The sequence below is a fragment of the Dysgonomonas sp. GY617 genome (assembly GCF_015233815.1).
Classification (GTDB): Bacteria; Bacteroidota; Bacteroidia; order Bacteroidales; family Dysgonomonadaceae; genus Dysgonomonas_A.
Genome location: NZ_JADCLR010000001.1, coordinates 559,327 through 578,900 on the forward strand (window position 1 = coordinate 559,327; position 19,574 = coordinate 578,900).

The 19,574-nt window shown below is 38.2% G+C and carries 20 protein-coding genes; 10 read left to right on the forward strand and 10 right to left on the reverse strand.

What is annotated here, in order from left to right:
- Window positions 1-20 precede the first annotated feature (20 nt).
- From obgE to IR022_RS02390, 7 genes are all read left to right on the forward strand, one after another.
- On the forward strand, window positions 21-1,214 hold the full coding sequence (gene obgE / locus IR022_RS02365; RefSeq protein WP_050708081.1) for a GTPase ObgE: 1,194 nt from the start codon (window positions 21-23) through the stop codon (window positions 1,212-1,214).
- Window positions 1,215-1,397: 183 nt separating this feature from the next.
- Window positions 1,398-1,556 carry a winged helix-turn-helix transcriptional regulator gene (locus IR022_RS19825; protein WP_199330245.1) on the forward strand — a complete coding sequence of 53 codons (159 nt, stop codon included), beginning with the start codon at window positions 1,398-1,400 and terminating at the stop codon, window positions 1,554-1,556.
- A 42-nt stretch (window positions 1,557-1,598) separates the two neighbouring features.
- Entirely contained in the window at window positions 1,599-1,706 is a 108-nt protein-coding gene (locus IR022_RS20295; protein ID WP_199327711.1) for a hypothetical protein, read from the forward strand.
- 45 nt (window positions 1,707-1,751) lie between these two features.
- Window positions 1,752-2,564: a peptidoglycan editing factor PgeF gene (gene pgeF / locus IR022_RS02375; protein WP_194202461.1), complete on the forward strand. Its 813-nt coding sequence runs from the start codon at window positions 1,752-1,754 to the stop codon at window positions 2,562-2,564.
- A gap of 266 nt (window positions 2,565-2,830) precedes the next feature.
- Window positions 2,831-3,406 (forward strand): hypothetical protein, encoded by a 576-nt coding sequence (locus IR022_RS02380; RefSeq protein WP_050711266.1) that lies wholly within the window; start codon window positions 2,831-2,833, stop codon window positions 3,404-3,406.
- Between the two features lie 111 nt (window positions 3,407-3,517).
- Complete coding sequence (locus IR022_RS02385) at window positions 3,518-4,534, forward strand: Gfo/Idh/MocA family protein (protein ID WP_194202462.1); 1,017 nt, start codon at window positions 3,518-3,520, stop codon at window positions 4,532-4,534.
- Window positions 4,535-4,859: 325 nt separating this feature from the next.
- Window positions 4,860-6,503 carry a fumarate hydratase gene (locus IR022_RS02390; protein WP_194202463.1) on the forward strand — a complete coding sequence of 548 codons (1,644 nt, stop codon included), beginning with the start codon at window positions 4,860-4,862 and terminating at the stop codon, window positions 6,501-6,503.
- A 233-nt stretch (window positions 6,504-6,736) separates the two neighbouring features.
- On the opposite strand, the gene IR022_RS02395 is transcribed toward IR022_RS02390, so the two are convergent.
- Window positions 6,737-8,590, reverse strand: coding sequence for a hypothetical protein (locus IR022_RS02395; RefSeq protein WP_194202464.1), 1,854 nt, complete (start codon window positions 8,588-8,590; stop codon window positions 6,737-6,739).
- 454 nt (window positions 8,591-9,044) lie between these two features.
- On the opposite strand from IR022_RS02395, the gene IR022_RS02400 reads away from it, so the two are divergent.
- Window positions 9,045-9,650 (forward strand): MBL fold metallo-hydrolase, encoded by a 606-nt coding sequence (locus IR022_RS02400; protein WP_194202465.1) that lies wholly within the window; start codon window positions 9,045-9,047, stop codon window positions 9,648-9,650.
- 546 nt (window positions 9,651-10,196) lie between these two features.
- Window positions 10,197-10,412, forward strand: coding sequence for a hypothetical protein (locus IR022_RS02405; protein WP_050710383.1), 216 nt, complete (start codon window positions 10,197-10,199; stop codon window positions 10,410-10,412).
- A 151-nt stretch (window positions 10,413-10,563) separates the two neighbouring features.
- Here the strand turns inward: IR022_RS02405 and IR022_RS02410 are convergent, their stop codons facing one another.
- From IR022_RS02410 to IR022_RS02440, 7 genes are all read right to left on the reverse strand, one after another.
- Entirely contained in the window at window positions 10,564-11,160 is a 597-nt protein-coding gene (locus IR022_RS02410) for an outer membrane beta-barrel protein (protein WP_194202466.1), read from the reverse strand.
- A 153-nt stretch (window positions 11,161-11,313) separates the two neighbouring features.
- On the reverse strand, window positions 11,314-12,294 hold the full coding sequence (pfkA, locus tag IR022_RS02415; protein WP_050710385.1) for a 6-phosphofructokinase: 981 nt from the start codon (window positions 12,292-12,294) through the stop codon (window positions 11,314-11,316).
- 25 nt (window positions 12,295-12,319) lie between these two features.
- Window positions 12,320-13,198: a 4-hydroxy-3-methylbut-2-enyl diphosphate reductase gene (locus IR022_RS02420; RefSeq protein ID WP_050710386.1), complete on the reverse strand. Its 879-nt coding sequence runs from the start codon at window positions 13,196-13,198 to the stop codon at window positions 12,320-12,322.
- Entirely contained in the window at window positions 13,195-13,887 is a 693-nt protein-coding gene (gene cmk, locus IR022_RS02425) for a (d)CMP kinase (RefSeq protein WP_194202467.1), read from the reverse strand. The genes IR022_RS02420 and cmk overlap by 4 nt, the downstream gene beginning before the upstream one ends.
- Before the next feature lie 79 nt (window positions 13,888-13,966).
- On the reverse strand, window positions 13,967-14,968 hold the full coding sequence (gene porQ, locus IR022_RS02430; protein WP_194202468.1) for a type IX secretion system protein PorQ: 1,002 nt from the start codon (window positions 14,966-14,968) through the stop codon (window positions 13,967-13,969).
- Window positions 14,969-15,222: 254 nt separating this feature from the next.
- Window positions 15,223-15,693 carry a hypothetical protein gene (locus IR022_RS02435; protein ID WP_194202469.1) on the reverse strand — a complete coding sequence of 157 codons (471 nt, stop codon included), beginning with the start codon at window positions 15,691-15,693 and terminating at the stop codon, window positions 15,223-15,225.
- 48 nt (window positions 15,694-15,741) lie between these two features.
- Window positions 15,742-16,515 (reverse strand): response regulator transcription factor, encoded by a 774-nt coding sequence (locus tag IR022_RS02440; protein WP_194202470.1) that lies wholly within the window; start codon window positions 16,513-16,515, stop codon window positions 15,742-15,744.
- A 17-nt stretch (window positions 16,516-16,532) separates the two neighbouring features.
- Between IR022_RS02440 and IR022_RS02445 the strand changes: the two genes are divergently transcribed.
- Complete coding sequence (locus IR022_RS02445) at window positions 16,533-17,690, forward strand: acyltransferase (RefSeq protein WP_242053019.1); 1,158 nt, start codon at window positions 16,533-16,535, stop codon at window positions 17,688-17,690.
- 264 nt (window positions 17,691-17,954) lie between these two features.
- Here the strand turns inward: IR022_RS02445 and IR022_RS02450 are convergent, their stop codons facing one another.
- Together IR022_RS02450 and IR022_RS02455 are read right to left on the reverse strand one after the other, a co-directional pair.
- A complete protein-coding gene (locus IR022_RS02450; protein WP_050710391.1) occupies window positions 17,955-18,791 on the reverse strand; it encodes a hypothetical protein in 837 nt (278 codons plus the stop codon).
- Window positions 18,792-18,803: 12 nt separating this feature from the next.
- The gene (locus tag IR022_RS02455) at window positions 18,804-19,571 is read right to left on the reverse strand and encodes a hypothetical protein (protein ID WP_157258264.1); all 768 of its coding nucleotides are present in this window, start codon (window positions 19,569-19,571) and stop codon (window positions 18,804-18,806) included.
- Between the last annotated feature and the right edge of the window lie 3 nt (window positions 19,572-19,574).

Consider the following 19,574-nt stretch of genomic DNA (forward strand, 5'->3'; position numbering starts at 1 on the left):
ACCTTAGAAGAAAGGATAATATGTCTGATACAAATTTCGTAGATTACGTAAAAATATACTGTCGCTCGGGGAAGGGTGGAAGAGGTTCTACTCACTTTCGACGTGAAAAATACATACCGATGGGAGGTCCCGACGGTGGCGACGGTGGCGATGGAGGACACATAATTCTTCGTGGTAATCGTAACTATTGGACGTTGCTGCACTTAAAATTTAAACGACATTTGCTTGCTGGACATGGTGGCGGTGGATCGGGTAAATTATGTTCCGGTAAAAAAGGTGAAACTGTAATTATAGATGTACCTTGTGGAACTGTTGCTTATGATGCAGAGACGGGTGACTATATGTGTGATATTACGGAAGACGGACAAGAGATAATCTTGTTGAAGGGTGGTAAGGGCGGACGTGGTAATAACCACTTCAAAACACCTACCAATCAGGCTCCTCGTTATGCACAACCTGGCGAACCTTTTCAGGAACGCCGTATTGTATTGGAGCTAAAAGTACTAGCCGATGTTGGGTTGGTTGGATTTCCTAATGCAGGAAAATCTACACTTTTGTCGGTAATGACAACTGCTAAACCTAAGATTGCTAATTATGCATTTACTACGCTTGAGCCTAATTTGGGTATTGTGAGTTATCGTGATCATCGCTCGTTTGTGATGGCAGATATTCCCGGTATTATAGAGGGTGCTAGTGATGGTAAAGGTTTAGGACTTCGCTTTTTACGCCATATTGAGCGTAACTCGTTATTGTTGTTCCTTATTGCAGCCGATGCGGATGATATTCATGAAGAATACCGTATTTTGTTGAATGAGTTAGCAAAATATAATCCGGAATTGTTAGATAAGCGCCGAGTGCTGGCTATCTCTAAAGCTGATATGCTGGATGAGGAGCTGACAGAAGCACTAAGTGCCGATCTTCCTGATATTCCTCATGTATTTATATCTTCATTCACTAGCTTGAATCTTCAGAAGCTAAAAGATTTACTTTGGTCTGAACTTAACAAGGATGGTGAATATATCAAGGCTGCGGACAATGTTATTGTTCATAGAAAACTGGATATTAAAGCAGTTGAATTGGATGATGACGATGATGACTTTGAATTCGAAGACGAAGAAGAGGATTATGAAGAAGAATGGGATGATGATGAAGATCCTAACTTTGACGCCGATTTCTATTACAGAGAAGGAGAAGAAGACGATACAGTTAAATAATTCTAGGATTCGCTGTTGATACAGCAATCTCAGTATATACAAAAACGAGATAATGGTTCAAAACTATTATCTCGTTTTTTTTTATCTTGCTAACATCTTTTTAATGTTTTGATTGTTATTAATTTGTAACTTTACTGCAAAGCTGGATAGAAATGCAATAATCAGTCAATTAGTCACAGAAATATGGCTACAAATAATAATATGGAAGATGAGAAAACCTGTCCTGCTGAGATGTTGGTGAAGATGCTTTCAGGTAAGTGGAAGTTGCAAATATTGCGTCTGGCATTCTTGGAACCTGTTCGTTTCAATTCATTGTTGCGGGAGCTCGAAGCTAACAAATAATCAATTGCTTTGGCACTAAAGGAGCTCGAAGATTAGGGTTTTCTGGAGAAGGTTACAATTAAGCAGAAGCCTTTGCATATAGAATATAATTTGTCTGAAAAAAGTAAGTCATTAGTTCCGGTCTTTCGTCAGCTCGAGATAATATCGTAGCTGGATTTTTTATAAATAAACAAGATGTGATATTTTATTTATCAAATGATAGATCATAAACGATATTCAAACTTATTGCAATTTGAGAGTCTTAATGCCTATGACTCTCTTTTGCATTTCTCTACCACTATTGATGGTGGGGTAAGTACTGGTAATTATGCATCCTTTAATTTAGGATTGTATTCAGGAGATGATGTTGACAATGTTATAGAAAACAGACGGCAATTGGCTTCTATGCTCAATCTCCCTTCAGAGAATCTAATATTTCCGTACCAGACGCACGGGGATGGTGTTTGTGTTATCGACAGAGAGTTCCTTTCTAAAAATAAGGATGAACAAGCGAAGTTATTACATGGTGTAGATGCTGTAATAACCGATCAGAAGAATATTTGCATTGGTGTTGGTACTGCCGATTGTGTACCTATTCTAATATACGATCCTGTACATAAAGTTTTGGCAGCTATACATGCCGGATGGAGAGGAACGGTTGCCAAGCTTGCCTCTAAAGTTGTCGCTATAATGAAGACTACTTATAATAGTGATCCTGCTAAATTGATAGCGGGAATAGCTCCTTCTATCTCTCCCGACCATTTTGAAGTGGGGAATGAGGTGGTTGATGAGTTTGCTAAAGCTGGTTTTTTGATTGATGATATTGGTTATTACGATTTTAATACAACAAAATTTCATGTTGATCTGTGGTTTGCAAATGAGCTGTTATTAACTCAATCTGGTATCCCTTTTGAGAGTATTGAGGTTGCCGGAATGTGTACTTATGCTCACGGAGATCAGTTTTTCTCGGCTCGTAGGCAGGGTATTCATTCGGGTCGTTTAATTACTGGTGGAGTTGTAATAGGTTGATATTGTGTTGGTAGTCAGGTTTGTTTTATTTATCTATAATCCTATATTATTTATTATTATTGATTGTTTTGTGTAATAGAATACTATATTATGTGCTGTTTGTATAGAGACACGAAATTTTGCAAAACGAGGTAGGTAACGGGGTGAAATAAATGAATTATTTAATATAGTGAGAGTTTATTTCTATTTAGGAAAATTTATTTTATCGCAAAACTACACTATCTTTGATACATCAAATATTAATCAAAATAAAGATTTAAAAGTATATGGGAAAAATTCTATCGTTGGCAATTATGATTTGTCTATCAGCAAATCTCCTTGCTCAAGTTCAGAATGAAGCAGAGCCTGTTGTCGGAACATGGGAAGGTGAAGATGTTTTTGTAGAACAAATTGATTCTACTGAGCATCATATTTCAGCGGCATATATACAACTAGAGCCTCAGGTTTTGGCTGATATAGATTGGTTGAATTATTCACCACTAGATCAGGATATACCTTTGCGTGATGATAAAAATCGTTTCGTTTTGATGTGGATGTCTGGATCGCCTACTGTAAAAATTGGTATGGACGATCGTATTGTTACCTTTCAAGGTGCACAACCTTGGTTGTTGATGGCATATATGATGGGATGGACTAAATACTCGTTAGAGCATAATTACTCTGCCGATCCGGTTGAATGTACAACTGCTGCTATAACTAATGTGGTGAATTTCTATGACAGGAATCGCAAATCGTTAGCTAAGAGCAAAGAGGTTGAAAAGTATGCAAAGATGATTAAAGAAGATTCTTTGAAAAAGTATATTAGTGGAGTTTTAGCTCAGCCTGTTGCAACAGCAGAGTAAGATTACATCTATTTAGATAAAATAAAGGCATTTAACTAATAGTTGAGTGCCTTTGTTTGTTATAGATTAAAATAACAAATAGGTTTAAAACCTTCATAAAAACAAATTACTATGACAACTATATCTCAATCTAAAATTCGCTTTGGTATCGTTGGAACCAATTTTATAGTAGATACCGTGTTGGAAGCTGCACGGCTCGATCCTCGTTTCGAATTGACGGCTATATATTCACGCACACAAGAATCGGCTAATGTATTTGCCCAAAAACATCAAATACCTCATACGTTTGTTTCGCTCGAAGATATGGCTCAAAGTCCATTGATTGATGCTGTATATATTGCTTCGCCTAACTTTTTGCATTCATCACAAAGTATTCAGTTTATGAAGCATGGTAAGCATGTATTGTGCGAAAAGCCATTTGCATCTAATGCTACAGAATGTAAGGCTATGATTGCAGCTGCTAAAGAGTATGATGTTGCTTTGATGGAGGCTATGAAATCGACTCTTACACCCAATTTTAAGGCTGTGATGGAGAATATAGATGCATTGGGTACAATCAGACGTTACTTTGCAAGCTATTGCCAGTATTCATCCAGATACGATAAATTGAAAGAGGGTATTGTTTTGAATGCTTTTAATCCGGCGTTTTCAAACGGATCGGTTATGGATTTGGGTGTATATACTATTTACCCGATGGTGGTACTCTTTGGACGCCCCAAGAAGATCAGTGCAACGGGATTTATTTTGTCTACGGGCGCTGATGGGCAGGGTGCTGTAAATTTCGAATATGAAGGTATGAATGCTACGGTACTTTATTCGAAGATTGCAGATTCACATTTACCTACCGAAATTCAAGGCGAAAAAGGATTAATCTCTCTCGATAAAATTAATACAATTGAGCAGGTAAAACTATGCTTCAGACAGAAAGACGAATTGGAGATAAGCCATCGTGATCAGAAGAACGAGTATTATTATGAGATTGCCGAGTTTATAGACCTTATACAATCGGGTAGGAGAGAGTCTGCTATAAATAGTCACGAAAATTCGTTGATAACTATCGAAATTGTTGACGAGATTAGAAAGCAATTAGGGATTGTATATCTGGCGGATAAAAATATAGGAAACTAAAAATCATATTTTTTACACCGTGCTTGCTTTTAGTAAGTAGTGGCGTTAGTTTATTTTTGCCAAAGCAGTAAAAAGTCTTTCATTTTACTGACTTCTGGTAAGGATTCTTTGTGATTAAGATTCCTTTGCTTCGGATTATTTTTGTTATTTTTGTAGGGATCAAAAAAGAACTAAGGTCACAGACCTTCTTATCGCTTTGGTAAGTACAATAGAAATATCTAATTATTGCTATGAAACCTGCCAATGCATATTCTAAGACTATTTATTCTTCTATTTTTTGTTGAAGATAAACGAACATAAGAGAACTAATTATAAACTGATTAATATGGCAACTCCATCATTTAAGTATCAGGAAACATTTCCAATGGGTAAAGATACTACCGAGTATTATCTGCTATCTAAAGATTATGTTTCTACCGCTACCTTTGAAGGTCAGGAAGTTTTGAAAGTCGCTCCCGAAGGTTTGACTCTCTTGGCTCAACACGCATTTCATGATGTTGAATTTTTGTTACGTCCCGAGCATCAGGCTCAGGTGGCAAAAATTTTATCAGACCCTCAGGCTAGTGATAATGATAAATTTGTAGCACTCACTTTTCTTCGTAATGCTGAAATTTCGGCACGTGGTATCCTACCTTTCTGTCAGGATACGGGAACGGCCATTATTGTAGGTAAAAAAGGACAAAATGTATGGACTGGCAGCAACGACGAAGAGGTGTTGTCTAAAGGTGTGTACAATACATTTGTAGAAGACAATTTGAGATATTCTCAAAATGCTCCTCTTAATATGTACGATGAGATAAATACAGGTTGTAATCTGCCAGCTCAGATCGATTTGTATGCTACTAAAGGTGATGAATATAAATTTTTATTCATAGCCAAAGGTGGAGGTTCTGCTAACAAAACATATTTGTATCAGGAAACTAAAGCTTTGCTTACTCCCGGGAAATTGGAGACTTTTCTGATCGAAAAAATGAAATCATTAGGTACTGCTGCTTGCCCTCCTTATCACATTGCATTTGCGATAGGTGGAACTTCGGCTGAAAGTAACCTAAAAACTGTAAAACTGGCTTCTACTAAATATTACGATAACTTGCCAACTGAGGGTAACGAGGGTGGACAGGCTTTCCGTGATTTGGAAATGGAAGCTAAATTGTTGAAAGCTGCTCAGGAACTTGGTTTAGGAGCACAATTCGGCGGTAAATATTTTGCTCATGATGTGCGTGTAATCCGTTTGCCACGTCACGGCGCTTCTTGCCCTGTGGGTATGGGAGTTTCTTGCTCGGCAGACCGTAATATCAAAGGCAAGATCAATAAAGAAGGTATCTGGTTAGAGAAGATGGAGGATAATCCTTCGCGTTTGATTCCTGCTGAATTTCAAAAAGAAGGCGAAGCAGGCGGTGTGAAAATCGACCTGAATCGTCCAATGCCTGAGATATTAGCTGAACTTAGTAAATATCCAGTATCTACACGTTTATCTCTTACGGGTACTATTATAGTAGGACGTGATATTGCTCACGCAAAACTTCAAGAGCGTTTAGATAAAGGCGAAGGTATGCCTCAATATATCAAAGATCATCCTATTTATTATGCAGGACCTGCTAAAACGCCTAAGGGATATGCAAGTGGTTCGATGGGACCAACTACTGCGGGTCGTATGGATTCGTATGTAGATGCTTTCCAAGCGGCTGGAGGTAGTCTTATAATGATTGCTAAGGGTAACCGTAGCAAACAGGTAACAGATGCTTGTCACAAACACGGAGGCTTCTATTTGGGAAGTATCGGTGGACCTGCTGCAATATTGGCTCAAACCAACATCAAGAGTCTGGAATGCGTTGAATATCCTGAATTGGGTATGGAGGCTATCTGGAAAATTGAAGTGGAAGATTTCCCTGCTTTCATTCTTGTGGATGATAAAGGAAATGACTTTTTCCAACAATTGAAACCTAATACAGGTTGTAGCTCAATGTAAGACCTATAACTAAGCATACTAAAAAATAATGGAGGCTACTATCGATAGTAGCCTCCATTATTTTATTTAAGGAAGAAATATGATTTTATAGTTTCCACCAAATATGAAGCGATGCTTGAAGTTATGTGTTACTGATTCGCACATGAACTAGTAAAACTCGGGAGGCTGCTTATTAGGCAAAGCGACAATTAAAACTTTTTTTATTGTCGCTTTTTACAGAGGAAAAGAGATTATTACAATGAAGATGCTGTAATAGAGCTTTCCAAACCATCTACCCTCACGCGTAATTCTACTACACTTTGAGCATAATTACTGGCAGTATCATAAGCACCTACAATATAATAGTACGTTTTATTGGCATTAGTAGAATTATTAATAACTATCAGACCATCCATCATTCCCCAACAAGCATTATTTTTTTTATTTATAGGCTTAGGTCCACTAACTCGCCCGCTAATTAAATAAGCACCTTCTATATCGACTGATTTAATCTGATTAATAGCCCCCGATACTGTAGGAGAATCCACAAAAGTGGAACGTACCCAAGCAAAATCGTTTGATGTCAGGTTTGTTTTAGCACTTACATCATATATTGATATTAATGTTTTAACGGCAACAGCCCATCTTCCGGGAGGTAAAGTTATGCTACTCCCTGATTGAAGAGCAATACCATCTCCAGTAGTCACTGTAGCATCATACTTCAATGGAAATGTCACTGCTTTAGTACTCTTTACACCTTCCACAATTCTAAGTCTGGCATATTCCCAATGAGCAATCCCATCAGCATCAGAGGTTAATACTTTACCAAAACCTTGTGATCCATCTGTTATTCTCACAGCAGGTACGGGTGCAACAGCAGTTCCGGCTGTCTTTACATATAATTTTTGTGTAGAAGGAGCTATACCAATTCCTACATTTCCGGTTAAAGTAGACGTTCCTGCAACGGTTTGTGCTCCCACAACGGTTGAACTTCCTACGCGTGAATTACCTGTCACATTACTGTCTCCGGTGACTTGCAATTTATAAGCTGTAGGAACGGCGGTACTTGCACCAATACCTACACTACCTGTTTGATAGATATTCTGAGCATTGGTAGTAGCAGCTACTGCTCCACCTTGTACTTGCCAAGGTTCGGTAGTAGCGGTAACAGGCAACGTTCCCCACGTAGCATTACCCGCGGCATCCGAAGCTAAGAATTTACCGGCAGCAGGAGTACCGCTACTGATACGAAGAGCTCCAGAAATAATCGAAGGTGCAGAGACTGTCAGCGTATTAGCTGCCGTTCCTGAAATGGTGGTAGCTTTGGATAAAGCTCCCCCTAATTCAGTCGTAGTGCCACTCATAGTCAGACCATTGTTAGCAGTGGTGACAGTAGCAGCTGGTAAAGCTGTCCATGTTCCTTTACCTGCAGCATCGGATGCCAAGTATTTGCCGGCTCCGGCTCCATTGCCAGCTAAGGTAAAATTTCCGGTAGAAGCAATGGTGGTGGCTCCAGCTACATTCAGAGTACTGGCTAAAGTAGTGGCTCCGGTTACTCCTAGTGTAGTGCCGACAGTCTGTGCTCCCACAACTGTAGAACTGCCAACTCGCGAATTTCCTGAAGTATTACTTGATCCATTTACATCCAGCTTATAACCACTTACTGCTGATGCTCCTGTACCGATGGCAACACTACCTGTTTGGTAAATATTCTGTGCATTGCTTGTGGCAGCGGTAGTTCCGCCTTGTACTTGCCAGGGTTCGGTAGGTACAATAGTTTCGGCTTGGCTAAACGGTTGCCAAACAGTTCCGTCAAAATAGTAATAACCGACGGTAGTGATTTTTGTTGTTTTTGGACTGATAGTACCATCAACTGCAGTCACATACACAATGGCTCCTTTTTGAGCAGTTGTATAACGAATATCTTTGCCAATTAATTGAGCACGTGTTAAGTTAGGTGCGATAATACCCTCGGCGGTGGTGCCGTCCGTTTTCTGAGGCGTGATATGAAGCGATGCTTTCGGATCGGTGTTGTTGACTCCCACCTGAGCTTGTAAGGCTCCGGAGGCTGCAGCGATGCAGAGCGAAAATAAAACCTTTTTTTTCATTGTCTTAATTGTTATTTATGTGTTTGGTTTGTTTAAATTTTTGCATAAAATCAAATAAAAAAGGCAGCAACATGTAATCACTACACGTTGCTGCCGGACATAGTTGTGCCATAGGTAAACGAGTTATTCGTGTCGATTGTGAACGACAACAAAAAAACAAATCAGTGACACGAAAACGCTTACCGACAGAACTATAAGTATATTTATTGGGGAAATATGCGGGAGTGAAAAACCGCGTGTAAAAAAGACGCAAAAACAAAAAAAGACGAGGAATCCCGCCTAAAATACTTTTATTACTAGCGTGGTTGCTAGTTAATCTCTCTCTCTCTCTCTCTCTCTCTCTCTCTCTCTCTCTCTCTCTCTCTCTCTCTCTCTCTCTAATATTTCAACGCACAAAAACAAACCTAAATTGTTAAAATTTAGAGTGTTATCTGTAAATATGTTTGTTAATCTTATGGACATTATTAGCGTAAAGAGTTATTTTACAGGAGCAAATGTAAGTAAAATTTCAGTGTTTACAAATTTAACCCGCTATTTTCTAAATAATGGTAGTTCACTTTATACAAAAAAGGTTGAGTATGATTTCTGGATGAGCGAAAATCCTGATTTTTCAAGATCGAAAATCAAAGATACAGCAATGATAGTTGCTATGGTAAAACATATCCGAAATATACTTACAACGCTGCAACCTCAAATAAAACTGGTAGCTGATAAAGATATACTTTTGGATTGTATGCAGGTAGAAATTGCTCCGGGACATACTCCGGGACATATTATATCTACTATTTATTCGGGCGATGAAAAATTAGTTGCAATGGCAGATATTGTACATGCTACAAGTATACTATTTACTAACCCACGTTGGGGGACTAGCTTTGACTACGATTTTGAATTGGGCATAAAAACTCGGGTGGCTGTCCTTAAAAAACTAAGCAAAGACAATGCTTTGATATTTGGTTATCATCAACCTTATCCGGGGATAGGACATATAAAAGAACTTAGTGTTGACAGTTATGAATGGGTTCCGGCTGATTTTGCTACACCTCAATTAAAGGATTAAGGTTTATCTATTTTTATTCAAATAGGTTCTTTCTAAAAAAAATATAAAGAGCAGTAAGGGTTATCCTTGCAGCTCTTTGTTTATATTAGAGTTGAGGATATTTATTATTCATTGATTCTGAATGCATAAAAGCTGTAATCTCCGGTGTTTTGCCAACATTGGGCATAGTAATGCCATTGATATTAGCAGTATTAATAACATTACCAGCCAAGAAATAATAATCTTTGGCAACTCCACTAGTGTTATTAATGATGTATCTACTTGTTAATACACCTTTAATATCAGCCCAAACGGTATTACTGTCTTCCGTTTTTCCCGATATATCTGGCGAGGGTGTACCATAAGTAGAAGTACCGTCTAGTGTCGTTTGATCTCCTATGGTCGAACGAACCGAGATTCTCTTTTACAGGGACAAAGGTAAATAAAAAAAAGTCCAAATTTGATGATAAGTTAAAGCCTGATTTTTAACTAAATAAACTCTTCTTTTTGTGAACGTTTTCTGTGCTTGTGTGTTTAAACTGTATAGATCTTTAAAAAGATGTTATTATGGAAGGCAAGAAAAAACGCAGAATTTATACCATTATTGGTATTTGTGTAGCTGTTTCCTCATTATTCTTTTTTTTACAGATTGGCACGAGCGAACAGCTGAATGTGGCACAAGCGAGTCTTTATAGGTTATTTGGAATATTGGCAATCGTGTTAGGCTCAGTATTCGTCCTGTTTGGATTGCTTAAAGGTCATCATGAATCTCATGAACAATAGTAAGAGTTGGTGTACCTTGATTTTAAAATCTAAGAAATTATTCGATATTTAGGGGGAATGATTTCTTAGATTTTTTTGTTTTATTTTCTGCTTCCAGAAATTTTTCTTGGAATTTCTATATCAAAAAATATAAGCTCAAATTGAGTCCTTTTTATTGTATTTGAAACAGATAGCCAAAAGTCATGCAAGAGTTGTAGTAATTTCCTCTTCTGTTGCTTTCTTCTTTCCACGCTTTTATGACACCAAACTGAAAAGAGTATCCAATATAAAGCCCGTAAACCATTGCGCTGAATCCTATTTGAGGACCAACATCAAATCTGTTTTTATAGTCAAATACATTAGGTCTGTCTCTTTCTTTGGTCTCAAGATTATCAACCCAATATCCTCCGTGTAAACCGTATTTAAGGAAAGGACCTACATCTAAGCCAAAACTAATATCTTCGTCTCCGAATCTGCGTGACATTATAAGTGGAACTTCCAGATTGTATGTGTATGCTGAATAGGCAGGTTTAAAACCTCTGACTGATTTACTTCCTTCGAGATTATATAAAAGAGCGGGTTGAAAATACCAATAATCCGATACTTGGGTACTGTACATTGCTCCTACACTGAAACCTGGTCTGCTCTTTGAACTTCCGGTACTCAATGACGATACGTTGAAACTTCCTCTCACTCCTAAAAAAGATTGGGAATTAGCACTTCCGTATGTTAAAACGGATAGGAGTATGATGATTATAGCCTTCTTCATTCTTTTCTTTTATTTACATAAGTTGCAAAAATAATCAAAATTGGATGATTGGAGTGCCAATTTCGATTAAATATTTTTTGTCTACTATTCATGTAACGAAAAAAGGAAACCATTGTTCAATGATTTCCTTTTATATAATGTTCTAAATATCTATTAGATAGATAGTATTTTTAGCGTATTAACCAGATTTTCGTTTACTGGTTTATTCTTCTTAATTGCTTTAGAGAATGGTACATATACTATTTGATCGTTTTGCATACCAATCATCACATTACGCTGATCGTCAAGCAATGCGTCGATAGCTGCTGCACCCATTCGGCTGGCAAGTATACGGTCTATTGCAGTTGGAGAACCTCCTCGCTGAACGTGTCCTAAAATAGTTACACGTACATCGTATTGTGGATATTCTGTTTTTACACGCTCGGCCATAGCCATAGCACCTCCTGTAATATCACCTTCGGTAACAAGTACGAGACTACTGTTTTTGCTTTTTCTGAATCCGTGTGAAATAAGTTCACCCAACTGGTCAGTAGCATACATTCTCTCGGGAATGATAGCTGCTTCAGCTCCGGTTGCAATAGCTCCGTTAAGTGCTAAGTAACCGCATTCGCGTCCCATAACTTCGATGAAGAACAGACGCTCGTGTGAGCTTGCTGTGTCTCTGATTTTATCGACAGCATCCATTATTGTATTCAAAGCAGTATCGTAACCGATGGTCATATCGGTACCGTTAAGGTCGTTGTCTATTGTACCGGGTAAACCTACGATCGGAATATTATGTTCCTGAGCAAGAATGCGAGCACCTGTCAAAGATCCATCTCCGCCGATTACAACCAAAGCATCAATGCCTTCGCGTTGCATTGCTTCGTATGCTATCTGACGTCCTTCCACTGTCATAAACTCTTTACAACGGGCAGTTTTGAGGATTGTACCACCTTGTTGTATAATATTACTAACACTGTTGGTTCTGAAAGGGATGATTTCATCAAAAATAAGACCTCTGTAGCCTCTCATGATGCCTTTTACTTCGATGTTGTTGTATATAGCAGCACGAGTGACAGCACGGATTGCTGCATTCATACCAGGGGCATCTCCTCCCGAGGTTAAAACACCAATACATTTAATATTTGCCATAATTCTTAAGACTATATTGTTTTAGTTATTCTACTAAACGCGATGAAATTTCGTCGATCCTCTTTTCAACTTCTTCCATTTGCCATTTAGGTGTCGAAGTGGCTCCGCATACACCAATGGAAAGTCCTTTTTTGATAATCGCCGGATCAATTTCGTCTGGCGAAGATACGAAATAAGAATTTGGATTGTATTTTTTACACTCAGAAAAAAGTACTTTTCCGTTAGAACTTTTTTGTCCCGCTACAAAAAGTATAATATCGTGCTTAGTAGCAAACTCCTTAATGTTGGGTATTCTGTTCGAAACTTGTCGGCATATGGTATCTACATACTCAAATTGAGCACCATTTTGCATTCTTGATTCGATAATATCAATAACTTCTCTAAATCCGTCAAGCGGTTTAGTGGTTTGAGAGAATAGACAAATATTTCTTGAAAAGTCAAGTTTATCTAATTCTTCTTTTTTCTCGATAACTATGGCACGGGCATCCGTTTGTCCCATTAGTCCGTTTACTTCGGCATGTCCTTTCTCTCCGTAGATCACAATTTGAGTCTCGCTATCTATCTCTGTCTTATGTTTATCTTTGATCCGTCTTTGAAGACGAAGTACTACAGGACATGAGGCATCGATAATTTCGATATTGTTCTCTTTTGCTATCTCATAAGTGCTAGGTGGTTCGCCGTGCGCACGAAGCAGTACTCTTGCATTTTTTAGTTGTGCAAACTGTTCGTGATTGATGGTTTTTAGTCCTAGTTTTTCTAAGCGTTCTACTTCCAGATTATTGTGTACAATATCGCCCAGACAGTATAGTATACCACCTTTGTCCAATTCTTCTTCCGCTTTTTTTATAGCATTTACTACACCAAAGCAGAAACCCGATTTTGCATCTATTTCTATTGTATTCATTGTGATGTGATATGATTGAATTTATCAAGGAGCCATTGCATTTGCTGCTCCTTGGTTAGTGTTGAATTGTCGAGCACCAGAGCGTCTTCGGCTTGCATCAGAGGACTTTCTTCGCGGTGCTGATCAATGTAATCTCTTTGTTTTATATTGTCTAAAACGTCATTAAACGTTGTTTTAGTATCTCCTTTAGCATGTAGCTCATCCAGACGGCGTTGCGCTCTGATATCGGGACTTGCTGTTACAAAAAATTTGAGTTCGGCATCGGGAAAAACAACAGTACCTATGTCTCTGCCATCCATAACGATACCTTTTAGTTTACCCATTTCCTGCTGTTGATGTACCATTGCTCTACGTACAAAACCTACTGCACTGACGTAGCTTACTTTGTTGGAAACTTCCATTGTACGGATTTCCTTTTCTACATTTACGTCATTGAGATATGTTTCGGGAGTAGCCGTGTCCTTATTCAGCTTGAAACTTATATGTATATCCTTTATATGTTGACTCAATTTTTCCTCATTTAATACATCTCCGTCAAACAGGTTGTTTTGTATACAATACAGAGTAATAGCCCTGTACATGGCTCCGCTGTCTATGTATATGTACCCTATTTGTTTAGCTAAATCCTTAGCCATAGTACTTTTTCCACATGACGAAAACCCGTCAATTGCAATTGTAATCGTTTTCATATATGCTATATTTACAACAATAGTGTGTCTAAAATGTTCGTTGAATTTTGATGCAGCACTTTTGTTAATGAGAATTTGGTTAGAATTTGGAGATATCGACAGCTAAGCTAAAATGATAAGTGGTAGCCGATGGGTGATATTTTGCCAGTGAAAAACCTATACTGAATTTTTGGATGCGTATACCTGCACCTCCGTTGAAGCCGCCAAATTTATTTCCGTCCTCCAAGGCCATGTCGTAATGTACTTTGGGGTTGAAACCTGCACTTATCCAGAAATTTTCGGAAGGAATGAGGTCTACACCTATAATGGTATGCTTGAATGCTGTTTTAAGAAACCCGTCGCTACTGGTGTCTATGCCGTTAGCTTCATTTACTCGGGCAAAATCCCATTGAGTAAGATATACGGCAGTGAGCGAAAGTCGGATAGGGGCGTTGTTGAGTTTTTTGCTTATACCCAATTGTATGTCCCAAGGCAAGCCCACACGTTTGTCGTCGTAGGACGATATTTGACTACCCATGTTTTTTAATACTAAGCCTGCTGAAAATTCGCGATCTTCATTATAATAACTCAGACCTACATCGAAGCCTATGGCTGTGGATGAATAATCCTGATAGTTTGACGATATAAATTTAGCAGTTACACCACCTCTTAACCTATTGGTTAGCATGTGACTATATACACCATTTACGGCTATGTCTTTGGCAGAGAAGCTTCCGATAACTTCTTCGGTGGTTGTTTCTTTAAAGTCTCCATAATCAATGTAATTTACTCCTACGGCAAACGAATTGTTTTCGCGGATGGATTTACCGAAAATGGCACTCCCTACCTTTATGTCCGATATATATGATAGGAAATTGACATTGGCATTCATATTCATTTCGGGACCCAATGCTGCGGGATTGAGGAAAACGAGTGAAATGTCGTTTTCTATAACCGAAATATTGGTTCCACCCAATGCGTTTGCACGTGTTGAAGTGGGTAATTCGAGAAAACGAAAGGCTCTTTCACCCTCTTGAGCGAAAGACTGAAATATTGTAATTGTACAAATAATACTTGTTATACAAGCGTTTATTCTGTTCATGAACGATTCTGCTAATTTTAAGGGCTAAGACCTTTCTTATGGCTTCGGTAAGTTTAGATGCAGCAATGGATTGTCATTAAATAATGTTGCTTTAAATACTTACAGTTGCTTTGTTGTACTTTGCAAAGATAATTTTATTCTTTTGATTACGTAATTCCTTTTCTCGTTTCTGGTCTTTTTTCCTTTATTAAAATTAAAAAAGCAGAATTAGACTTTAATGCCAATGTTCTGCTTTTTAGTTGTTTTTTATCCTGTTATATATCTTCAAACTCTGTTTCGTCTGTTTCATGAGTGAGATCGAGCATCGTGCGAACCAATCCTACTACGGTGAAGTAAAAGCCTTTTCTTATCCATTCCACATCTTCGAGCGAAGCCGTATATGTTCCATTAGATACGGTAGCAGATAACTCTTCGCTTTCTATCATCTGCTTGCATATCTCTTTTTCTATATCTAAAACAGGGATTAGCTGAGTGTTGATAAGAGCGTGCAAATCGTCTGTTGTAACTACTTCTGCAAGCAGCAGATCGTCATATAGCTCTTCGAAGCTATCGTCATCGTCAACTACTCTGCCGTCAAGAGGAAGAGTTTCTAATAGTATAGACTCTAATGAAACAGGATTTAATGATTCAGTTTCCTGCGAGAAAGAAAGCAGGGGTATTGTGCAAAGAATAATAAAGGTGAGGTATTTTAACTTCAACCTTTTGATAGTGTTACTTATTAGCATAATATGATAGTTAGTATAGTGTTTTATTATACAATTAAAAATGTGCGATTAAAATAACTTCATGGCTTCGGCAGAATGAACGGCTTCTAGCGAGTTATTTACATTTAATTTTTGGAGAATATTTTGTCTATGTCTGTTTACTGTATTTATGGTGATATTAAGATTTTTCGAGATTTCTTTACTCAAATAACCTTTCTTGATAAGTTGGAGTATCTCTTTCTCACGTGTGGAGAGTATAGATCGTTTTGCTTCTGATAATGATACAGCGATAACCTCGCCCGTTTCGTTATTTGTTATCTGGCTATCAATACTTGTCAGTGGGTTTTGATTGGGCGATAAGTCATACAAGCAGAGAGCCAACCACATATTGCCACAAGGTGAATTGCGTAATATATGAGTCTGATTAGTAATGTAGCAATATTCGCCCTTTTGATTCGTCATTCTTATGCGGCAATTGGAGCGGTACTTTAATCGTTCATTGATAGGTAATTTGCATAGGAACTGAAAGAAGTGAAGTTCGAGCATTCGTTTTTCGACCAGATCTTCGGGGTGGATATGCTGATAGATGCAATCTTCGTCCAGTGACTCTATTACTTCCTTCGATATATCTTCTTGCGACAGTCCGAGAAAGTCGCCAAATGTTCCGATAGAAAAATAACTTTTGTTGTCGGCCATATCGGTAAGCACAGCACATCCGTTGTTTATTTCGGTGAGCGACTGAATAAGCTTGCGGCAATCCATCAATGCTTGCTCGTTGAATAGGCTTTTGTCGAAATGTTGTATTGCAAAAGCTTCTTCGAGTTCCGTTTTAAGTACATCCATAAAATTGATTGTGGCGTATGGTTATAATTCAGTATTGTACTGTTAACTGGCAGCCGTTACCTTTGTTCAAAAATAATGAAATACTAATTACTATGCAAGTGAGAACATTAAATCTGAATGACCGTGTTGTTTTTCTGGATTACCTTCGGGTAATAGCCTGTTTTATGGTAATAATGGTTCACTCTTGTGAGTTTTTCTTTATCGATGGCGACTCTATTGGTATACGTAACATCTCGGATGCTTTTTGGGTGAGTGTTGTAGATAGTGCACTTCGGGCATCAGTACCTTTGTTTGTAATGGCATCGGCTTATTTGCTGTTACCTCTTAAGGGGAGTACAAAAGATTTTGCGAAACGTCGTTTTGTGCGAGTGGTAGTTCCATTTATTATATGGTCGGTGCTTTATGCGGTGTTACCTTATTTCTGGGGCGAATTTTCGCTAGCCGATATACAATCTAATCTGTTGCAATTGTTGTTCAATTTTACACCTGCTAGCGGTCATCTGTGGTTTGTGTATATGCTTATCGGGCTATATCTCTTTATGCCCGTGTTTTCGCCTTGGCTCAAAACGGTTTCGAAACGTGGCGAAGAGTGCTTCTTGCTGATTTGGTTTATTTCTACTTTTTGGCATTATGCAAAATTGTATGCGGGCGATTTGTATGGCGAATGTTATTGGAACGAGTTTCATATGTTTTGGTACTTCTCGGGCTTTATCGGTTATCTGGTCTTGGGACATTATATACGCACTTACGTAAACTGGTCGCTAAAGAAGAGCCTTGGTATTGGTATCCCATGTTTTGTTGCAGGATATCTTTTTACGGCTATCGTTTATTATAACAATACATTTACGGCAACTACTTTACAGGAGTTGGAGTTGAGCTGGCGTTTCTGCTCTTTTAATGTTGTGTTGATGACTTTTGGTTTGTTCGTCATTTTAAAGCATATATCATATCAAGGTAAATGGGTGTATGGTATAGTGAAAGAGATATCCCGATTGAGTTATGTTATTTACTTGATGCATATATTTTTACTCGGGTTTAGTTATCAATTGTTGGGAGGGTATTTTTCTACTCCGGTAACCATCTTGCTGGTGGGTAGCAGTACAATAACGGTGTGTTGCATATTGTCTAAGATATTGACTTGTTTGCCCGGAAGCAAATATATAACAGGAGCTTAGTTTCTTTTCTTTGTGGATTATCCATACAGTTAAATATTTTTTGAATAAGGCTTTATCTTACTCTGCGGAGTGAGATAAAGCCTTAAAGGTTTCTCTATTTTCTTGAAAGGAAATAGATTAGTTTAATCTGTTTTGTTGATTACTATCTGAAAGTATTATTAAGATTAAACTGATATTGAATAATTGAATACAAATACAGTGTTTTTCACGGCGATCTATGACGATGGTAGATTTGCAATTGTTTGTGCTCTTTGCTTCGTTTTCTTACGATGTTGCACGACCTTGCATTTCTATAATCTGTAATTTTGCCCAGATTTTTATGCCTGACGATTTAGTGTAGGGTAGTGGATCGAGATAGGGAATTGATTTGTTGACGTTACTCCTTACATCCATTGCCTGAAAAGAGAGGCTGATTTCGGCAGGACTATTCCCCGAAAATTTTACAAACCATATGCGTGCAGACAGATAATCGGAATACGTAAAGTAATCTTGACTGGCTATTTCGGGTCTTGTATGGTAACTGTTACTTGCCGTGCCACCTATATTGATAAGTAGTTTACCATATTCTCGTACATCCTCTACGTCGGCAGTAACTATGATAAAGTAACCTGCATATCCGAAGGTGTTGAAACGGGCAGGGAGAGTTAAAGTACCTCCGTTGGCAGTAAGTCCGATTTCATTAGATAAGAAAGACGAGCTTCCATTAATAGGTACAGCAGTTGTGGTTATATTATTGGTTTCAACTTGCACTAACCATTCGGAAACTCTGTAGCCTCCCATCGACAGGTATCTCCATTCGGCTAAGCCCTCTTCGTTTGTAGAGGCTAGGAATCTGTCTTCTTGAGGATTGCCTCCTCTTATTCTTATTTTACCATCTTGTATATGTAATTTTGCCTCGGGGGCATTTGTTCCTATTCCCATTCTACCCAAGTTGTCTATAACCACATCGTCCGTAGAGTTGGCAAAAGACGATGTAGTATCTCCTTTAGGGTCTATATGTATATTTAAACCGCTTTTGGGGTTGGAGGTATTTATACCAATCTGAGCGGTGAGGTTGAAAGACAAAATAAGCGATATAATTATATAGATATATTTTCTCATATACTGTTCTTTTTAGTCTTTTATGCGGATAAATGTGAGTGAATATTTATAAGCTTTCTGAAACGGAGGTGTTTCATAGAATATATTATGTGTATCAACGGCTTCCCATTGCAGGCTGATTGCAGACTGTTGCGGTAATTCTTGATAAAAGATACTTCCATTTACATAATCTGAATAATATACCTTGTTTGTTTCCGTACCATTTACCAATAGGCGGAGTATAGCATTTTCTTTAGAGGCTTCTATCTCTCCTGAGACGAGTATAAAATACCGTCCTTTGGGCATCGTTATAGATGAAGCGGTGGTACTGGTTCCACTTATTTCGCTGAAATCAATAGATGCTGTACCCGTAAGATTTTCACTTTTACCCAGTGAAGGAAAATTGAATGCCGAGTTCTGTAAAGTCCATATGCAATACTTATTGAAGGGGAAAGTTTTGAAGTTGACCCAATCTCCCACACCGTCTTTGTCGCTGTGTAATATATAACCGTTTGCCTGAGTACCATCTGCTATTTGGAGTACACCTTTAGCGCCGGATTCGCCCGTGACTGTTACTTTGGAGCCTGTTACGGCCGTTTTTGCACCAATTACAAGATTGCCATTGTAGTCTATCATAGCATCGTCAAAATACTTTGTGGCTGCAGTTGCAGTGGTATTATTTGCTTTGCTATCAAGATGAAACAATGCTTCCGGGTTTTCGAGGTTTACACCGATTTGCGCTGCTAAAGGGCATAAAGAAGTAATTAATAAAACAAGTACGCAAGATAAGTTTATATTCATGTT

What these genes read in the sequence shown, in the direction of transcription:
- obgE (WP_050708081.1), top strand. Translation starts at nt 21, where the DNA reads ATGTCTGATACAAATTTCGTAGATTACGTAAAAATATACTGTCGCTCG.
- IR022_RS19825 (WP_199330245.1), top strand. Translation starts at nt 1,398, where the DNA reads ATGGCTACAAATAATAATATGGAAGATGAGAAAACCTGTCCTGCTGAG.
- pgeF (WP_194202461.1), top strand. Translation starts at nt 1,752, where the DNA reads ATGATAGATCATAAACGATATTCAAACTTATTGCAATTTGAGAGTCTT.
- IR022_RS02380 (WP_050711266.1), top strand. Translation starts at nt 2,831, where the DNA reads ATGGGAAAAATTCTATCGTTGGCAATTATGATTTGTCTATCAGCAAAT.
- IR022_RS02385 (WP_194202462.1), top strand. Translation starts at nt 3,518, where the DNA reads ATGACAACTATATCTCAATCTAAAATTCGCTTTGGTATCGTTGGAACC.
- IR022_RS02390 (WP_194202463.1), top strand. Translation starts at nt 4,860, where the DNA reads ATGGCAACTCCATCATTTAAGTATCAGGAAACATTTCCAATGGGTAAA.
- IR022_RS02395 (WP_194202464.1), bottom strand. Translation starts at nt 8,590, where the DNA reads ATGAAAAAAAAGGTTTTATTTTCGCTCTGCATCGCTGCAGCCTCCGGA.
- IR022_RS02400 (WP_194202465.1), top strand. Translation starts at nt 9,045, where the DNA reads ATGGACATTATTAGCGTAAAGAGTTATTTTACAGGAGCAAATGTAAGT.
- IR022_RS02405 (WP_050710383.1), top strand. Translation starts at nt 10,197, where the DNA reads ATGGAAGGCAAGAAAAAACGCAGAATTTATACCATTATTGGTATTTGT.
- IR022_RS02410 (WP_194202466.1), bottom strand. Translation starts at nt 11,160, where the DNA reads ATGAAGAAGGCTATAATCATCATACTCCTATCCGTTTTAACATACGGA.
- pfkA (WP_050710385.1), bottom strand. Translation starts at nt 12,294, where the DNA reads ATGGCAAATATTAAATGTATTGGTGTTTTAACCTCGGGAGGAGATGCC.
- IR022_RS02420 (WP_050710386.1), bottom strand. Translation starts at nt 13,198, where the DNA reads ATGAATACAATAGAAATAGATGCAAAATCGGGTTTCTGCTTTGGTGTA.
- cmk (WP_194202467.1), bottom strand. Translation starts at nt 13,887, where the DNA reads ATGAAAACGATTACAATTGCAATTGACGGGTTTTCGTCATGTGGAAAA.
- porQ (WP_194202468.1), bottom strand. Translation starts at nt 14,968, where the DNA reads ATGAACAGAATAAACGCTTGTATAACAAGTATTATTTGTACAATTACA.
- IR022_RS02435 (WP_194202469.1), bottom strand. Translation starts at nt 15,693, where the DNA reads ATGCTAATAAGTAACACTATCAAAAGGTTGAAGTTAAAATACCTCACC.
- IR022_RS02440 (WP_194202470.1), bottom strand. Translation starts at nt 16,515, where the DNA reads ATGGATGTACTTAAAACGGAACTCGAAGAAGCTTTTGCAATACAACAT.
- IR022_RS02445 (WP_242053019.1), top strand. Translation starts at nt 16,533, where the DNA reads ATGGTTATAATTCAGTATTGTACTGTTAACTGGCAGCCGTTACCTTTG.
- IR022_RS02450 (WP_050710391.1), bottom strand. Translation starts at nt 18,791, where the DNA reads ATGAGAAAATATATCTATATAATTATATCGCTTATTTTGTCTTTCAAC.
- IR022_RS02455 (WP_157258264.1), bottom strand. Translation starts at nt 19,571, where the DNA reads ATGAATATAAACTTATCTTGCGTACTTGTTTTATTAATTACTTCTTTA.